We start from the raw sequence: 15,811 nt of genomic DNA, 5'->3' as shown, positions 1-15,811 counted from the left end.
TTCGTCACTCGTTCCCGTTTTTTCAGTTATACGTGTTCATCAAATCGGCTGGACTAGCACCACCGGCCCAATCTGTGGCAGCCTTGGCGACATCATCTAACGCCGCGGCCACCGCCACTGCATTGTCCCCCACAAAGGGCGTTAATACCCAGTCCACTACGGTTCCCACCGGCGGATGATCGATCCCCACTTTAATGCGGGGAAAGGCATCACCGCCAACTGCCCGAATAATACTCTTGATACCATTATGACCGCCAGAAGCGCCATGGGTCCGAATCCGGACCTTGCCCACGGGCATGTCCAAATCATCCTGAATAACTAGCAGATCATCGAGCGTCAACTTATAGTAATGCAGCAGTGGACCCACGGCGCGACCAGAATCATTCATATAAGTGAGGGGCTTAGCGACGATCACCTTTTCCCCATTGAGCAAGCCTGACCAGGTCTCTGCCTCGAATTGCTGGTGCTGCTGGGTGTTGCTCATTTCATCTAATAACCGATCGGCGGCCATAAAGCCGATATTGTGTTTAGTACGGGCATACTTGCTCCCTGGGTTGCCAAGCCCAACAATCAATTTCACTGTGTCTGCCATTTCCTTCCGTCTACAGGGTCACGAGACGCCAAAAGGCCAGCACAGGGCCGGCCAGACATCTGTTTTCATGTACAATAGCTGTATTATAACATGTTTGGAAAACACCTTGCAGGCCAGGAAACTGCGACATGGAAGCGTTCCCTTGAAAATCGTTCGGTTTGGGATCAAATTTTCACGAAAGGTGTGCTATACTGGTGGTGCATGAATGTTTTAACAATTGAAAGGAATGAAGATCTTGGCTTCTACAACTGAAAAAGACCACCAAAAAGTAATTCTTGTTGGTGACGGCGCGGTTGGTTCCAGCTACGCATATGCTATGGTTCTGCAAGGCATTGCCCAAGAAATCGGCATTGTTGATATTGCGAAGGATAAAACAAAAGGTGACGCGATTGACTTGTCCAACGCCTTACCTTTCACTTCTCCTAAGACGATCTACTCTGCTGAATATTCCGACGCGAAGGATGCCGACGTGGTTGTAATCACTGCTGGTGCTCCGCAAAAGCCAGGCGAAACTCGTCTGGACTTGGTTAACAAGAACCTCAAGATTTTGAAGTCCATCGTTGATCCAGTTGTTGAATCTGGATTCAATGGTATCTTCCTGGTTGCTGCTAACCCTGTTGATATCTTAACTTATGCTACTTGGAAGTTATCTGGCTTCCCGAAGGCACGGGTCATCGGTTCTGGTACTTCTTTGGATACTGCGCGTCTGCGTCAATCCATTGCTGAATTAGTGCACGTCGATGCTCGTTCCGTCCACGCTTACATCATGGGTGAACACGGGGATACTGAATTCCCTGTTTGGTCACATGCCAACATCGGCGGCATCAAGATCGCTGACTGGGTTAAGGCTCACCCTGAAGTGGATGAAAGCGAACTGGTTACCATGTTCGAAGATGTCCGTGATGCAGCTTACAAGATCATCGACTTGAAGGGTGCGACCTTCTATGGTATCGCTACTGCCCTGGCACGGATTACCCGCGCTATCTTGGACGATGAGAATGCAGTATTACCGTTATCTGTATATATGGACGGTCAATACGACTTGCACGACATCTACATTGGTACGCCTGCGGTTGTCAACCGTGAGGGGATTACCAACATCTTGGAACTGCCTTTGACTGACCACGAGATGCAATCAATGCATTCTTCTGCTTCTCAGTTGAAGAAGGTTTTGACTGACGCATTTTCTAAGAACGACATTGAGACTCGTCAGTAATTTAATTTAATTGGTTGCGTTAGGCGTGACTGATTTATCGCTCCTGCCGGATTGAATCTGGCGGGAGTTTTTTTGTTGTGGTCAAAAATGTGGTTTGTTGCCGTGCCAATGATGCGCAATCTACGGAAAAATGAGGGGCTGGAACGCTGTGACGGCGCTTTGAACCCGCTGAGGAACGCGGTTTCAAAGTCGCCTAACAGCATATAATCTTGGCCAAAACCGGGCCAAGATTATTGCTGTTTCCACAGCTGAGCCCCTCATTTTTCCTCCGATTGCTTCGCATTGGCACTACTTCCGTCGTGGATCACAGTTCTTTCTCCACATCTTTGGTTGACATAAGACCGGTTGTTTGCAATGTAATATATCGAATTAGTGACGTACTGCGGTATTTTGTGTCCATTTGAGACGATTAAGGCCTCGATAGTGTGAAAGATGTCAGTGGGGGTGGGATTTGGGGGATTTTCGTAAGTGTAACTCATTTGCAATGTGGCAGAAACAATTTGGTAACAAATCGTTTATATCCCATCCCAGGCATGGTATACTTTAGCAAGTAATTCAACAAAAGGAGCCGGTTTACGTGCGTATAAAGAAAGGTGTCATCATCGTTGGCAGCTTGGTCCTGCTAACGCTTCTGGGCATCTATATGGGGTTTGCGCTCCACTATCAAAACACCATGCTCCCCCACACCACTTTCGCTGGTGTTTCCATTGGTGGCATGGATGTCCAGACAGCTAAGAAGACGATCAAGAAAACGGCCTTGGACAGAGAATACAAGTTAGACGACAAGGGTAAAGTCGTCGCTCAATTTACCGGTCATGTCGTGGGCAGTGCCCAAGATGTCGGGACGGATTTGGCACAGCTCAAGAGTGCACAGAATCCCTGGAGCTGGCCGGCAGCGATGGTCGGGGGTCAGGCCGATGCTGCAGCGACAGACAGCTCCACTTCACTTAAACTGAATCAGAAAAAGATCAATAGCTTTGTCACGACGACTGTGAATAAGTTGAATGCCAATCGCAGTCAAACGACCAATGCATCGATTGCCAAAAAGGATGGCCAATTCGTGGTCACCAAAGAAGTTTATGGCAATAATTTAGATACTGGCAAGGTCGAAAAGCTGGTCAAAAAGATGGTGGCTACTGGTCAAACCACGGGGAACTTGCAAAATACCTACGTGCAACCGACGGTCAAAGCCAACTCAGAGAAACTGCAAAAAGATTTGAGCACGCTTAAACAGCTCAGCACAGTCAAGGGCCATTATTCCATCAGTGGTGATACTGTGACGATTCCAGAGTCGTTGATCCGCAGCAGTATCTATTATAAAGATGGCGAAGTGTCTGTGAACCCCAGCGTCTTCCAAAACTTCCTGGCCGAACTGGCAACGAAGTACAATACAATTGACAAGACGCGAACGTTCAAGACTCACAGCGGCAGCACGGTTTCCATTCCGGCTGGCACCTGGGGCTGGAGCATTCAGCAATCCAGTGAAGCCACAGAGTTAGCCGCCACAATCAAGAAGGGCAGCGACTTTACCCGTCATCCACTGGTGAGTGGTTCTGGTCAAAATTACTCCGGGAACGAAATCCCCAAGACTTATATTGATTACACCGGGGTCGGTTTACATGACTCCCCGTGGCAACCGAAATACGGCGGTGATTGGTATAAGGAACACGGCAGTCACGGGTGTGTGAACACCCCGCCGGATGTAATGGCCAAGTTGTATAACTTGATCCCAGCTGGCACACCAGTATTCATTTACTAATCGGATGCACACAAAAAGCACAGCCGCGGCTGTGCTTTTTTACTGCATTTAATTAATTAATAATCTGGACTGATCTCATCATTGCGGATGGTGATACCTTGTTGCAGGTCATCAATTTCAGCGACCCGGAAGTTCTTGCGTTCCAAACGACGAACGATGTGTTCCATCGTGGCACCATCCATGCCGGCCGGCAACGTGAATAATGTCCGCCGCACGAATTGTTCCCGATGGGCATCCAAGGTGATACAACCCGCAATTGACGCATCTTTGGCAATGATCTTCGCCATGTCCGCCAGATCGCCCTGCTCCCCAGCAGACAATACCGTCAATACGTATGAACCGACATCTACGTTCCACGCTTCAGACAACATGGATAACAACTTTGCGTGGGTTAAGATGCCATAGAACGTGCCATCAGAATCCAGTACCGCGATATATGGCAGGTCTTTAATATTAAAGAAGACCTTAAAGAACGGCGAGTTAACCGGTACGGTCTTCGTCGCGTTCTTGAGCAGGTACGTCACGGGTAAGTTCATGTCGCCGCCCTGGGATTTATGCCGATAAATATGCATCTTATAAATATTGCCGCGGAAAATCTTACCCGACTCATCCAAGATCGGCACACACCGGAAGCCGGACTCTTCAAGCACTTGTAACGCTTCCGCTAAAGTCGCCGTTTCTTTCACGGTAGTGAGAAACTCTTTCTTCAATACCAACGATTTAATAATCATGTGACTGTCCTCCTGCGGCATGAAAATATGCCCTTGCTTTGTTTCATGATACCATAAATCCAGGATTTGGCGAAACAGAAATCTAACGTTTTAATGAGAAACAATGCGCCATCTGACACAAAAATATAAGCTTTTCTATGCTACAGTAGAAAGGCACTTTCACGAAAGGTTGATTTCTTATGCATAATGAAATGCTCCATCACCCAGCCATCCCAGTGCCGCTGCGCAACTTCCTGCGCAGTCATGGTCAGCCCTTACCTGCACCCTTGGCAGAACTAGAGACTAGTGCACGGGACCGGGATGTGCCTATCATCCCCCATGAAACCGTCGATTATTTTCAGACCTGGTTTCGCCAAGTCCACCCGACCAGTGTGTTGGAGCTGGGCACAGCGATCGGCTTCTCTGCCCTTTTATTTTCCCACCTCATGGGCAGCCAGGGCAAGGTGTCCACCATTGAGCGGGCACCAACGATGATTGACCATGCCCGCGCCAATCTGGCTCAATATGATCACCATCATCAGATTACCATGTTGACCGGTGATGCCACAGACATTTTATCGACGCTCACCGACACGTATGACGTCGCCTTCATGGATAGCGCCAAAGCTCAATACATCCATCAATTGCCCGCAGTGCTCGCCCGGGTAAAAGTGGGCGGCACAGTGTTCATTGATGATGTCTTGCAAGGCGGTACCGTCTTTTCGCCAGAGACAGAAATCCCCCATCGGCTCAAGGGAATTCATCGCAACTTGCGTCAACTGCTAGACAGCGTATTTGCTGAACCAGACCTGACTGCGACCTTGATACCGCTGGGGGATGGGTTATTGATGATGACGAAAAACGCGGATAAGGCGTACCATTTTTAGTCGAGTACTTTGGAGAAGTGCACAGCCTGATCAACTGCAGCCATGATTGGTGCGGTGATCGTCATGATAATGGCTTCAGAGACACCTGTCGACAAGTAAGTGATCCAGAACGGCAACTTGTATGCCAAATGAAGCATCCAGGCAATCATGCACATGGAAATTGTAAAGACGATGATGTTAAGCACCATTCGCATCCATAGTTTCGGTAATTTCGGCGCCACATAACCGACTAACAATAAACTGAGTAACGTTTGGGCCACACCGAATGGCACATTCAAAATTACTGGGGTAGTTGTATCTAACAGATTGGCGACCAAGACGCCTAGGGTTACACCCCAGATATACCGTTTGTCAAAAACAACCAAGTGATTCAATCCTTCAGAAACCCGGAATTGAATTTGCAGACCGGATAAGTGAAACGCCGCCGCCACTAAAGTTAAGGCGACGTACAACGCAGCAATGACCGCGTTAACTAAAATTGCGCGTAAAGAATACGCGCTATGTGCTCGAGACATAATAATAAATTCCTCCAATAGTTTTGTTTTCGTGGGATGGTTACGAACCACGGTGGCAATCGCCACAATAAACGGGCTTGCATAAGCGGGATCCACCGACCAGAAGCTCTTATCCTTACGCTTCTAACCGGTCGGCTGCGGCCTCTGCAAAAAAAATAGACTGCACAAGGCAGCCCATGTAGTATAGCACAAACGGCGTGATTGCTCACGCTCAACTTGCTTCAGCGATCGTTTTTGATGGGTTGTAAACCCACACTGATCGCTAATGCCCGATTAACGGCAACCATTTTCTGGCGCCGCAGATGCGTGACTTTGTATTTCAAACGTTGCTTATCGATGGTCCGAATTTGTTCCAACAATACAACAGAAGGACGGTCAATATCGTCCTCAGGGGGTGTCAGGGCGACATGCGTCGGCATCTTCGGCTTCTGGATCTTCGCCGTAATTGCCGCCACAATGACAGTCGGGCTAAAATGATTGCCCACGTCGTTTTGCACCACTAACACCGGCCGCGAGCCGCCCTGCTCAGATCCCACCACCGGGGAAAGATCTGCATAATAGATATCGCCGCGATTCACTTCCTGCGCCAAACTTTGGCCCCCTCTTAGTATACCGTCGGCTTAAACGATCCGACGTTCGTCATGATCCTCCGTGGCGGCAAAATCGGCCGCAATCGCCCGATTAATTGTCGCCATTTCTTTGTACCCCGCCGCCAGCTCACTTGAGGTGGGCTGATCCGACTCTAAGTACTGGCGAAGTGCAGCTGAAACAACGGCACTTTCATCCACCATATTGGTATGGCTGTAAGTACTCAATTGTTCCTTAAGCAACGCATCCAAATGGATCTGGATCGTATCGTATCCCATATCAGTTAACCCCCACAGAGCGCGGTGCCTGACGCCCAGAGAACCCGAGCTAAGCGTCCGCCAAGCGACAATCCTCGCACTTAAGAATTGTTGCTTGGCGGTCCTTAGCTCATGGTTCTCTGCCAGGCACCGCGCGTTTACGTCGAAAAGCCGTACCAATCAGTTCCCATACTGACCGGTCGTGCTGTTTACTTCAGACAAGTTTCCCACACGAGAAACCCATTTCTAATTGAGCGGCGAACCGCTCTTCCTAATTGCTGATGATCGCAACTCCGACAATTGACTGTTCTGCTTCAGTTCCCAAATATCCCCTAAGCTAAAATACAGCTCATTGGTTAATATACCGGCGCGGCAAGCGTTGTGTCAAGATGCAGCATAACTCATAATGAATGGTCCGGGAATAATCGGCGACATCTTGCATGCTGATAGTCGTCCCTTGATCACTGCCCACAAGTGTGACCTTGGTGCCCACAGGTACTTTATTCGGTAAGCGGACCATGAATTGATCCATACATACCCGTCCGACAATTTCACATAACGCACCATTCACTAACACGTGGAATCCCTGCAACCGACGCAGCCAACCATCGGCATAGCCCAGCGGAATCGTCCCGATCCATTCGTCGCCGGATGCATGGTAGGTGGCGCCATAGCTCACAGCGTCGCCCTGATGCAGTTGTTTCACAAAGGTGAGTTCACTGGTCAAACTCAAGGCCGGCTGCAACGGATAAGGTACTTCTGGAATTCCTCGACCAGAGGGGTTCAACCCATAGATAGCCACCCCAAACCGGATCATGTTGCCATTACAGGCCGCGTGCCACAAACTGGTGGCCGAATTGGAGACATGCACATACCGCGGTCGTTTCGGTAATACGGCCACTAACTCATTGAAGCGCTTGGCCTGGGCGTGGAAATACGTGGTGTCTTTTTCATCCGCCGTCGCAAAGTGGGTAAAGACCCCCTCTGTGGTGAAGCTGTCCGCATGCGCTGTTAAATATTGCGCAGCAGCGGCCAGATCGTCTTCCTCTCGAAAACCAATCCGACCCATACCGGTATCCAAGGCAATGTGCACCTTCAGGTTCCGATGCGCATGCGCCGCCAAATCTGCCTGGGCATCCTTTAACCAATCCAATGTACCAAAGGTCAAGGAAACATCGTTGGCCGCCGCAATGGCCGCTTCATTGGCCGGCGTGATACCAAGGACTAGAATGGGTTGGGTAAAATGAGCTGCCCGTAATTCCAAGGCTTCGTCTAGTAATGCCACACAAAAACCAGTCGCCCCTGCCTCTGCACAGGCTTGCGCCACGGGGACCGCCCCATGACCGTACCCATCAGCCTTTACTACGGCAAACATTTCAGTATGGCCATCCAACCGGGCGATTTCTTCGGATACGTTATGCCGAATTGCCGCGAGGTCCACGGTCACTGTCGCTGGTCTTAAATTACCCACAACCATTACGTGTCACTTCTCTCTAAGATTACTTCGGTCATAGCCACCGTATCTGTATGGGAAATAGACACGTGAGCAATACCGGTAAAGGGGTGCTTAGTCACCACAGGACGACCCTTTTCGTTGTCCAGAATCTCAACATCCTGGAAGGTCACAGGCCCGAGGCCCGTGCCGTATGCCTTGCTATAGGACTCCTTGGCGGAGAAACGACCGGCCAGGTATTCAGCTTGGCGTTTCTCTGTCAGTGTTTGATACACAGTGTATTCTGCGGCCGTTAAGATGCGCTGGGCAAAAGCTTTGCTGCCCGCGGCTGCTTTTTGTACTCGGTCAATGTCGGTGATATCGACGCCGATACCTGCGATCACTGGCGGCACCTCCAATTCTGGGTTAATTTTAGCACGAACTGGTGCCGATCACACTCCGCGTTTTACAAGAAAACGTTGCCGGAAGTGAATCAGTCTCCAAAAAAGAAAGGGACTGGGACAAAATCCTGACCCTGATGGATGTAGTGCCAATGCGTAGCAATCGGAGGCTGAATGGGCTCAGCTGTGGAAACCGCACCGCGCGCTTTTTGCGCGGATGCGGTTAGGCGTGTTTGAGACCGCGGTTTTTGCGGGCTCAAACCGCCGTCACAGCGTTCCAGCCCATTCAGCCGGAGATTGCGGAGCTTTGGCACGGCTCATCAGGGAGGATCTTGCTCCAGTCCCAATTTGTGTTTAATGATTAAGCGCGTGAATGTACTTTGAAATTTTTCTTGTCCTTAGAGCGGTGATCCCGGGAATAGCTGTGCTTGTCGTCACGGTTGCGGCGATTGCTGCTGTTATTCCGGTTCTTGCTGTAATGACGCTGGTTGCTGCTGCCGCGCTTGTCAGAGCGATGGTGCGATGCTTTGCGGAAAGGCAGAGGCCGTTCCGGTGTGATCGTCACCTTGACGTCAGAGCCATCTTTACTGATGGACTTGAGGTAAGCAGACACCAATTGTAATGGCGTATATTGCTCCAACAATTCTTCTGCCATCGGTTCATATTTTTCCAAGTCGTCGTCCGCAATGGTTTGGACCACTGTTTCCTTAGCACTGGCCAATTGACCAGCTAAGGCTTCTTCTTCCGTCGGCGGCTTCAACGGCAACATACGCTTCTTGGTCAATTCTTCGATTGTCCGCAAGTAGCCCATTTCGTTCGGAGTCACGAAAGTAATCGATACCCCGTGTTTACCGGCCCGGCCAGTCCGGCCGATCCGGTGCACATAACTGTCTGGATCTTGGGGGATGTCGTAGTTGAATACATGGGTTACCCCAGAAATATCCAAACCACGCGCTGCCACATCAGTAGCCACCAGGATATCCAGTTGGCCGTTCTTGAACTGACGCAAAACAGCCATCCGCTTTTGCTGAGAAAGATCACCATGGATCCCCTCGGCGTTATAGCCTCGTGCTTGCAAGCCGCGGGTTAATTCATCAACCCGACGCTTGGTCCGGCCAAAGATCAGTGCCAGATCTGGATCTTGGACATCAATGAGGCTGGTCATCACGTCAAACTTCTCGTATTCCCGAGCGCGGACATAATATTGATCAATCAAGTCAGCAGTTAATTCCTGGGACTTAATTTTTACCACTTCAGGGTCATGCATGAAGCGATCTGCAATGCGCATGATCGGGCCAGGCATGGTGGCGGAGAAGAGCAGTGTTTGATGTTCATTTGGGACATAACTGAGAATCTTCTCGATGTCTTCAATGAAGCCCATATCGAGCATTTCGTCCGCTTCGTCTAAGACGACAGTGTGGACATTCTCCAGTTTCACAGTCTTCCGGTTTAAATGATCCAGTAACCGACCGGGAGTCCCGACAACGATTTGGGGATTCTCCTTCAGATTGCGGATCTGGCGCCGAATATCAGCACCACCGTATACGACCGTCACTTTTGCATGTTTATCTTTGCCCAAGCGATAGAGTTCTTCTTGGGTCTGGACGGCCAGTTCCCGCGTTGGCGAGATAACGATGGCTTGGACACCCTTCTTGCTGGGATCAAGCTTTTGCAGTAAGGGCAGTCCGAAAGCGGCTGTCTTACCGGTACCCGTCTGGGCTTGTCCGATCACGTCTTTACCTGCCAATACCAGTGGGATCGTCCCGGACTGGATCGGTGTGGCTTCTTCAAAGCCCGCTTCGGAAACAGCTTGCAGCAATTTGGGTTCTAAACCTAGTTCGTCAAAATTCAAATAAGTTCCTCCTTGTAGAAAACACAAAGGACCCTGCCCCGCTAATAGACGCCGCACTGTGTGTGCGCGGAACTGGCTCCTTTATTTGTACCTCAACATAGGTACATGACAATTTGCATTCTTACAATACTAGCACAAGTGTGCGGTGGGTGCAAACGCGAAGCATTCCTGGAAGCTCGTTTTCGGAAAACCAGGTAGAAAGTCTATGCCTGCCGTGCCAGTGCTGCGCAAGCTGCGGCGGTAGTTCCGTCACCACACAGTATCAAAGCTGACAATAATTACTCTGGTTGGGCAACTGGTACTTTCGGCCAGCTCTTGGTTTGCTCGAATTCATCAGCGAGTTGATTGGCTTCGTGGATGAGGGATTCAGGGTAGTCCATGGTGCCGAGTAAAGCGATGGCATTGTGGGATGTCGCCGGACCTTGGTGGAGTTGGTAGTCGAATTCGACGCCGTGGTCCTTGGTGACTGTTTCTTGGAAGTGCCAGTTGTCGCAAGAATCGGCGAGCATTTCGGTGAGTTCGTTGTCGTGGGTGGCGATCATGACGAGACTCGGGAATTGATTGAGCCAGGCGACGACGCTGGCCGACGCGGCAATTCGTTCGACCGTGTTGGTGCCTTTCAAGATTTCATCCACAAACCCGTAACAATGCTGCCCGGTGGCGACCAGGTCGAGCAGACGTTTGATTGCTTTGATTTCAGAAACAAAGTAACTGTCCCCTTCTGCCAGGTTGTCCTGAACCGCCATGGCAGTGATAACATGGCCGGCCTGCAGCGTGAATGATTTGGCCGTGCAGGTGTTAATGGTTTGCGCCAAAATACAGTTGACTGCGACACTCTTCACATAGGTTGATTTACCGGATGCATTGGAACCGGTGATGATGGTATTGCGCCGCCAGTTCACTGGATTGTCGACGGCATTTGGCAATAACGGGTGAATGAGTCCTTCAGCGGTCACACTGCCCTTGCGAAATACGGGGATACACGTGTTGCCAGCCGCTAACCGATAGTTGGCGATGGCAATGGCTGCCTCCAAGTCTCCCACCGTCGTCCATAAATCTAACGCCGCGGCGTGTTGATTCTGGAGTCGTTTCAACACGAAGTTGTATGCGATAAACGGCAGCATGAACAAACCGTTCAAGTAGTCCATCAAGAACCCCATGTCGCTGGCATCTGTGGTCCGAAATGCAAAAGCAAATTGGGTGATCGCTGCCAAAGGTCCCAGATTCTTTTTGATCTGTGCCTGGGACGGCGTCGCCACTTTAGCCAGTTTTTTGGAGGTGACGATGGTGCGGACTAGATAACTCATGGAAATCATTTCAGCTTCCAAGACCGTCTTTTGCTTTTGATAATAAATGATATTAAACAGTGCACTAATCAAAAGAATGATCCCGGCGAAAGGAAATGCCACAATGACGGGGGTTGCCCGCAACAGCCAGGAGACGCCTAAAGTGATCAAGGATACCAAGGGAATAGCTGCCATCACGACGTATTTAGCGATCCCCTGCAGATTACTCTCCGTAGTGTGGAGCAAGTAATTTTGACTCTGGTTATGATCGACGCGTCCTAAGTGGGCAAAATCGGTTTGAATCTTTAGCCGCTCCTGGGGATGCTGGGTAAAGAAGTCAATCAGCGGTTCTCGTTTGGCTGCGTCGCCGAAGTTAAAGCTGTGGAGTTGGCCAAAAAGTCGTTCTGATCCCACACTGGAGTGGGTAGCGTTGATTTGGTTGAACACGCGGAACATGTCCAGGTCATGCCAGGTCAGATCGTCAATGCGGCTGTCATATTTTGTCAGTTTCTTTTGGGCCGCATAGGCCTCTTCTAGGCTGGCTTCTGAATCGTTGCGGTACGATTGGGGAAACTGGCCCCATTCGCGTTGGAGTCGTTGGATCAGTCGTTGTTCGCGCGACTTGGACCATGCGAAGAGCGCTGCGACCGCGCCGATGAAGACGACGATTATTGTTGTGTAATTATTCGTAATTGCTCACCTGCCTCGGGTTAAGTATACCGAAAAGTGGGTGGGAGAGTATAGATTATGACGTGATTGGAAGATATAAAAAAGGTTAAGGCAAAAGTAGTGCCAATGCTGCGCATTGGCACTACTTTTGTCTTAACCCATTAATATCATGGACAATTGAAGTTTAGAGCTACATTAACCGCGCCAGCACATTCTCTAAATGCATCCCGTGACTGCCCTTGAGTAATACAAGGTCGCTGGAATGGGCGGTGTTTTGGAGGTCGTGGATGAGGGTGGTTTGGTCGCCGACGGGGTAGTAGTGGAGAGCGGTGGTGGGGTATTTTTCGCTCAGTGCGTCGGCGAGGGATTTAATGTCGTGGCCATAGAGGAATACCTGGGCAATCTTGGCCGGATCAATATCCGTCGCCAAGCTGGCATGTAATTGGGCAGATTGGTCGCCTAATTCCAACATGTCGCCCAGTACGATGATCCGTTGACCGTCAGTGGGAACCTGGACGAAATCGTGGAGGACTTCCCGGACAGCGGTGGGGTTAGAATTGTAGACATCAGACAAAATTTGTTCACCGGCGTCGCCTTCTAGCCACTGCGCCCGATTCTTCGTCGGGACAAATTTGCGCAGGGCTTGGGCACATTTCTCCGGCAGAACATGGAAAACGCGGGCGGCTTGAATGGCGGCCAATGCGTTTTGGACGTTGTACTCCCCCATCATGGGAATCGTGAAGGTCACATCCGCCCACTTATTGGTCACAAAAGTGGTGTGATGGGTGCCAGCACTGACGGATACTGGATAGAGATCATCCGTCGATTGGGTGCCGAATGTCTTTTGCTTTTGGGTCACCTTGGCCGCTCGTTCTTGCAACAAAGGTTCATCACCGTTGAAGACAAAGGTGCCATCGGCAGATAGGCCCTGAACGATTTCCATCTTGGCGTCCGCAATTTTATCCCGGGTGCCGAAGAATTCAATATGGGCCTCCCCGATCATCGTGATCACGGCCACATCCGGCCGGGCCAACTGAGTCATATGGGAAATTTGGCCGGGCCGATCCATGCCCATTTCTAATACGAGCACTTCCGTATTAGTCGGCGCATTGAGAATCGTGAACGGCAAGCCAATTTCATTATTATAATTAGCGTAGGTTTTGGCCACATTATATTGGGTCGCTAAAATTGTGGCAATCATATCCTTGGTTGTGGTCTTACCATTGGAACCGGTTACTGCTACTACCTTGGGATTAATCTTGCGCAAATAATGTTGCGCCAACTGCCACATGGCTTGGAGGGGATCATCCACAATAATGACGGCAATGTCTGTGGGAATATCCACAGTATGGTCCTTTTGCCAAAAAGTGGCAGTGGCCCCCGCGGTAATGGCGGCGGGGACAAAGTCGTGACCGTCGCGTTCACCGATGAGCGGCACAAAAAGGGCTCCGGGCTTAATTTCTCGGGTATCAAAACTGACACTATCCACTTCATTATCTGCAAACTTCTTCGGAACCGCCGGCGCGTTCAATGCCGCCACAATTTCGGACACTTTAAAATGCATGTTTATGCCAACTGCTTTCTAATCAGTAATTTTTCTCAATATTTTGGCGATGGGTATACTGCTTTTGCCCCAACGTCATCAATTCCTCTAACAAGTCCCCGTAATTAATGCCCGTATGCTGCCACAGGTAGGGATACATTGAATACTGGGTGAAGCCCGGCATGGTTTGGACTTCGTTGATATAGACATCGCCGCCATCACTGAGTAAAAAGTCGATCCGGGCTAAGCCGGAAGCAGACAATTCCATGAAGGCCGTTTGAGCAATACCCTCCAACTGCGAAGTGGTTTCCTCTGGTATCTGAGCAGGAATGATCAGCTTGGTTTCACCCTCCACGAATTTCGCATTGAAATCGTAAAACGAGCGGGTCTTACCGATCTCACCAGGGACAGAAATGTTCAAATCGTCCCGATTGCCCAGCAGCGCCAACTCGATTTCCCGGGCATTGGGCACACCCTGTTCGACCAGAACCCGATCGTCATAGTGGAAGGCAAATTCCATAGCTTCCACCAGCTTGCTTTCTTCCGTCACCCGGGTAATCCCAATACTCGAACCTGCATTGGCCGGCTTCACGTAAAGTGGAAAAAGCAGGCCGCCGGATACGCGGTTCAGAAAATCAGTCCGGGCTGCATTCATTTGCCAAGCCGTATCGTCGATCCATTCATAAGGCACCTGGGGCAAATCAGCATCCGCAAAGATTTGTTTGGAAATGATCTTATCCATGGCGCTGGCACTGGCCCGCACGCCATTGCCGACATAAGGCACCCCGACTGTTTCCAGCCATCCTTGAATCGTGCCATCTTCTCCGTTCGTCCCATGAAGCATCGGGAAAACCAGCACGTTGTCGGCCTGCAGCCGCCGCCAGTCCAGGGGTACGCCCACCGACGTTTTGGCCTCCCGCCATTGGGCAGTGCTGCCCGCTTCTAAGTACAAGGATGTTTTATCTGACAAAGGTGCCGTCAGGGATGCACCGCTGAGAAACTCGCCCTGCTTGGTGATATAAACCGGTACTAAATCGTGGTATTCGTAATAAATATTTTCGACCACCGACCGGGCACTGAGCACAGATATGTCATGCTCCGAACTCACCCCGCCGTATAGTAAAAAGACTGTGTTATGCATCGACATCTTCCCCGTTCCTTTCTGTCGTTGGCGATTCGAACCGCCAGGTGTGCTGCTTGCGGGAATAGGTCAGATGACCCACTAAGTCGTCCTCGCCCCGCAACCATGTTTGATCGGTAATTAGTAATTTACGTCGGAGTCGGTAAAGCGGAATTTGATAATCTTTTTGGTGCATCCGAATTTCATCGAAGCTAAAGAGGACGCCATCGATCAGGAACGGGCGCAAGGTCACCCACAAATGATCGGGCAGCGGCGCCACCGTATCATTACGCAGCATCCGCCAAAAACGTTGTTCCACTTCCCGTTCCCGGATATGCCGCGCAATGGCATGATCCAGACTCACAAAGAACTGATCCAGGTTGCGGTAATAAATCTTTTGCGTGCCGTCCGGTCGATCCAGATACACATACTGATTACCTAATTTATAGTAGAAAGGCGGTGTTAAGTGATTATAAGCGTGCCCCAAATAGAGCATCTCCGCAACTTCTTGGGGAGTGATCTGGTCTAGATAAAGCGTGTGCTGATAATCGATCCACTTCTTGGGTGTGATCTTCGTATCCCGCAAATACCGCTCCACATCTTCGACACCAGAAATCACGTTGAACCCAGTGTGCGGATCAACCATTTCCTGACTGTTCACAGGGGTCAACAATAATAAATGGTGCGGCATATCTGGAATACCAGCCAAAAAATCATCCGCATTCATACCATACGAAACGGTCAAATTCGACACCGTTTCTAAATGAACGTATAGCACTGCATTCGCCATAAAAAAGCGCTGCTCCTTCACTTGACAAAGCTTTTCTTATCCTTAAATACTCTACTTTATTAGAGAGGATGGTGCAAGAAGAACAGAGGGCGGAGCCGACCGGTTAGGGGCGCAGCCCGTTTCTGATGAGAGGGCTTAGCGCGAGGGGCCTGGGACGCGCAGCCCGTTTACGAGTAGCGCACCCAGCCCCGCAC

Annotated in this window: 15 protein-coding genes; 3 read left to right on the top strand and 12 right to left on the bottom strand. The window is 50.2% G+C overall.

Annotated elements, in window-relative coordinates; all coding sequences use genetic code 11:
• Positions 1-22: 22 nt before the first annotated feature.
• A complete protein-coding gene (gene pth / locus FD09_RS14005) occupies positions 23-580 on the bottom strand; it encodes an aminoacyl-tRNA hydrolase (protein ID WP_057822332.1) in 558 nt (185 codons plus the stop codon).
• Between the two features lie 247 nt (positions 581-827).
• On the opposite strand from pth, the gene FD09_RS14000 reads away from it, so the two are divergent.
• Both FD09_RS14000 and FD09_RS13995 read left to right on the top strand, forming a co-directional pair.
• Positions 828-1,808 (top strand): L-lactate dehydrogenase, encoded by a 981-nt coding sequence (locus tag FD09_RS14000; RefSeq protein ID WP_157053844.1) that lies wholly within the window; start codon positions 828-830, stop codon positions 1,806-1,808.
• A gap of 577 nt (positions 1,809-2,385) precedes the next feature.
• A complete protein-coding gene (locus FD09_RS13995) occupies positions 2,386-3,567 on the top strand; it encodes a L,D-transpeptidase family protein (protein WP_057822316.1) in 1,182 nt (393 codons plus the stop codon).
• A gap of 56 nt (positions 3,568-3,623) precedes the next feature.
• On the opposite strand, the gene cbpA is transcribed toward FD09_RS13995, so the two are convergent.
• Positions 3,624-4,298 (bottom strand): cyclic di-AMP binding protein CbpA, encoded by a 675-nt coding sequence (cbpA, locus tag FD09_RS13990; RefSeq protein ID WP_057822315.1) that lies wholly within the window; start codon positions 4,296-4,298, stop codon positions 3,624-3,626.
• A 179-nt stretch (positions 4,299-4,477) separates the two neighbouring features.
• Between cbpA and FD09_RS13985 the strand changes: the two genes are divergently transcribed.
• Complete coding sequence (locus FD09_RS13985; RefSeq protein WP_057822314.1) at positions 4,478-5,164, top strand: O-methyltransferase; 687 nt, start codon at positions 4,478-4,480, stop codon at positions 5,162-5,164.
• Here FD09_RS13985 and FD09_RS13980 read toward each other — a convergent pair.
• The 10 genes from FD09_RS13980 to FD09_RS13935 all read right to left on the bottom strand — a co-directional run bounded on the left by FD09_RS13980 (position 5,161) and on the right by FD09_RS13935 (position 15,617).
• Positions 5,161-5,679 (bottom strand): QueT transporter family protein, encoded by a 519-nt coding sequence (locus FD09_RS13980; RefSeq protein WP_057822331.1) that lies wholly within the window; start codon positions 5,677-5,679, stop codon positions 5,161-5,163. The genes FD09_RS13985 and FD09_RS13980 overlap by 4 nt on opposite strands.
• Positions 5,680-5,900: 221 nt before the next feature.
• Positions 5,901-6,269 carry a type II toxin-antitoxin system PemK/MazF family toxin gene (locus FD09_RS13975; RefSeq protein WP_057822313.1) on the bottom strand — a complete coding sequence of 123 codons (369 nt, stop codon included), beginning with the start codon at positions 6,267-6,269 and terminating at the stop codon, positions 5,901-5,903.
• 30 nt (positions 6,270-6,299) lie between these two features.
• Positions 6,300-6,545 (bottom strand): hypothetical protein, encoded by a 246-nt coding sequence (locus FD09_RS13970; RefSeq protein WP_057822312.1) that lies wholly within the window; start codon positions 6,543-6,545, stop codon positions 6,300-6,302.
• Between the two features lie 328 nt (positions 6,546-6,873).
• Positions 6,874-8,001 carry an alanine racemase gene (gene alr, locus FD09_RS13965; RefSeq protein WP_057822311.1) on the bottom strand — a complete coding sequence of 376 codons (1,128 nt, stop codon included), beginning with the start codon at positions 7,999-8,001 and terminating at the stop codon, positions 6,874-6,876.
• Positions 8,001-8,360, bottom strand: a complete 360-nt coding sequence (acpS, locus tag FD09_RS13960) for a holo-ACP synthase (RefSeq protein ID WP_057822310.1) — start codon at positions 8,358-8,360, stop codon at positions 8,001-8,003. Before acpS ends, alr begins: the two co-directional genes overlap by 1 nt.
• A 358-nt stretch (positions 8,361-8,718) precedes the next feature.
• Positions 8,719-10,209, bottom strand: coding sequence for a degradosome RNA helicase CshA (gene cshA, locus FD09_RS13955; RefSeq protein ID WP_057822309.1), 1,491 nt, complete (start codon positions 10,207-10,209; stop codon positions 8,719-8,721).
• Positions 10,210-10,487: 278 nt separating this feature from the next.
• Positions 10,488-11,951 (bottom strand): MutS-related protein, encoded by a 1,464-nt coding sequence (locus FD09_RS13950; protein WP_235812304.1) that lies wholly within the window; start codon positions 11,949-11,951, stop codon positions 10,488-10,490.
• Positions 11,952-12,354: 403 nt separating this feature from the next.
• Positions 12,355-13,728: a UDP-N-acetylmuramoyl-tripeptide--D-alanyl-D-alanine ligase gene (locus FD09_RS13945; protein WP_057822307.1), complete on the bottom strand. Its 1,374-nt coding sequence runs from the start codon at positions 13,726-13,728 to the stop codon at positions 12,355-12,357.
• 22 nt (positions 13,729-13,750) lie between these two features.
• Positions 13,751-14,848, bottom strand: coding sequence for a D-alanine--D-alanine ligase family protein (locus FD09_RS13940; protein ID WP_057822306.1), 1,098 nt, complete (start codon positions 14,846-14,848; stop codon positions 13,751-13,753).
• Positions 14,841-15,617, bottom strand: a complete 777-nt coding sequence (locus tag FD09_RS13935; RefSeq protein ID WP_057822305.1) for a hypothetical protein — start codon at positions 15,615-15,617, stop codon at positions 14,841-14,843. The genes FD09_RS13940 and FD09_RS13935 overlap by 8 nt, the downstream gene beginning before the upstream one ends.
• Positions 15,618-15,811 lie beyond the last annotated feature (194 nt).

Source organism: Schleiferilactobacillus perolens DSM 12744 (assembly GCF_001435585.1).
GTDB classification, from domain to species: Bacteria; Bacillota; Bacilli; order Lactobacillales; family Lactobacillaceae; genus Schleiferilactobacillus; species Schleiferilactobacillus perolens.
This window is presented reverse-complemented; position numbering and strand designations above follow the sequence as displayed.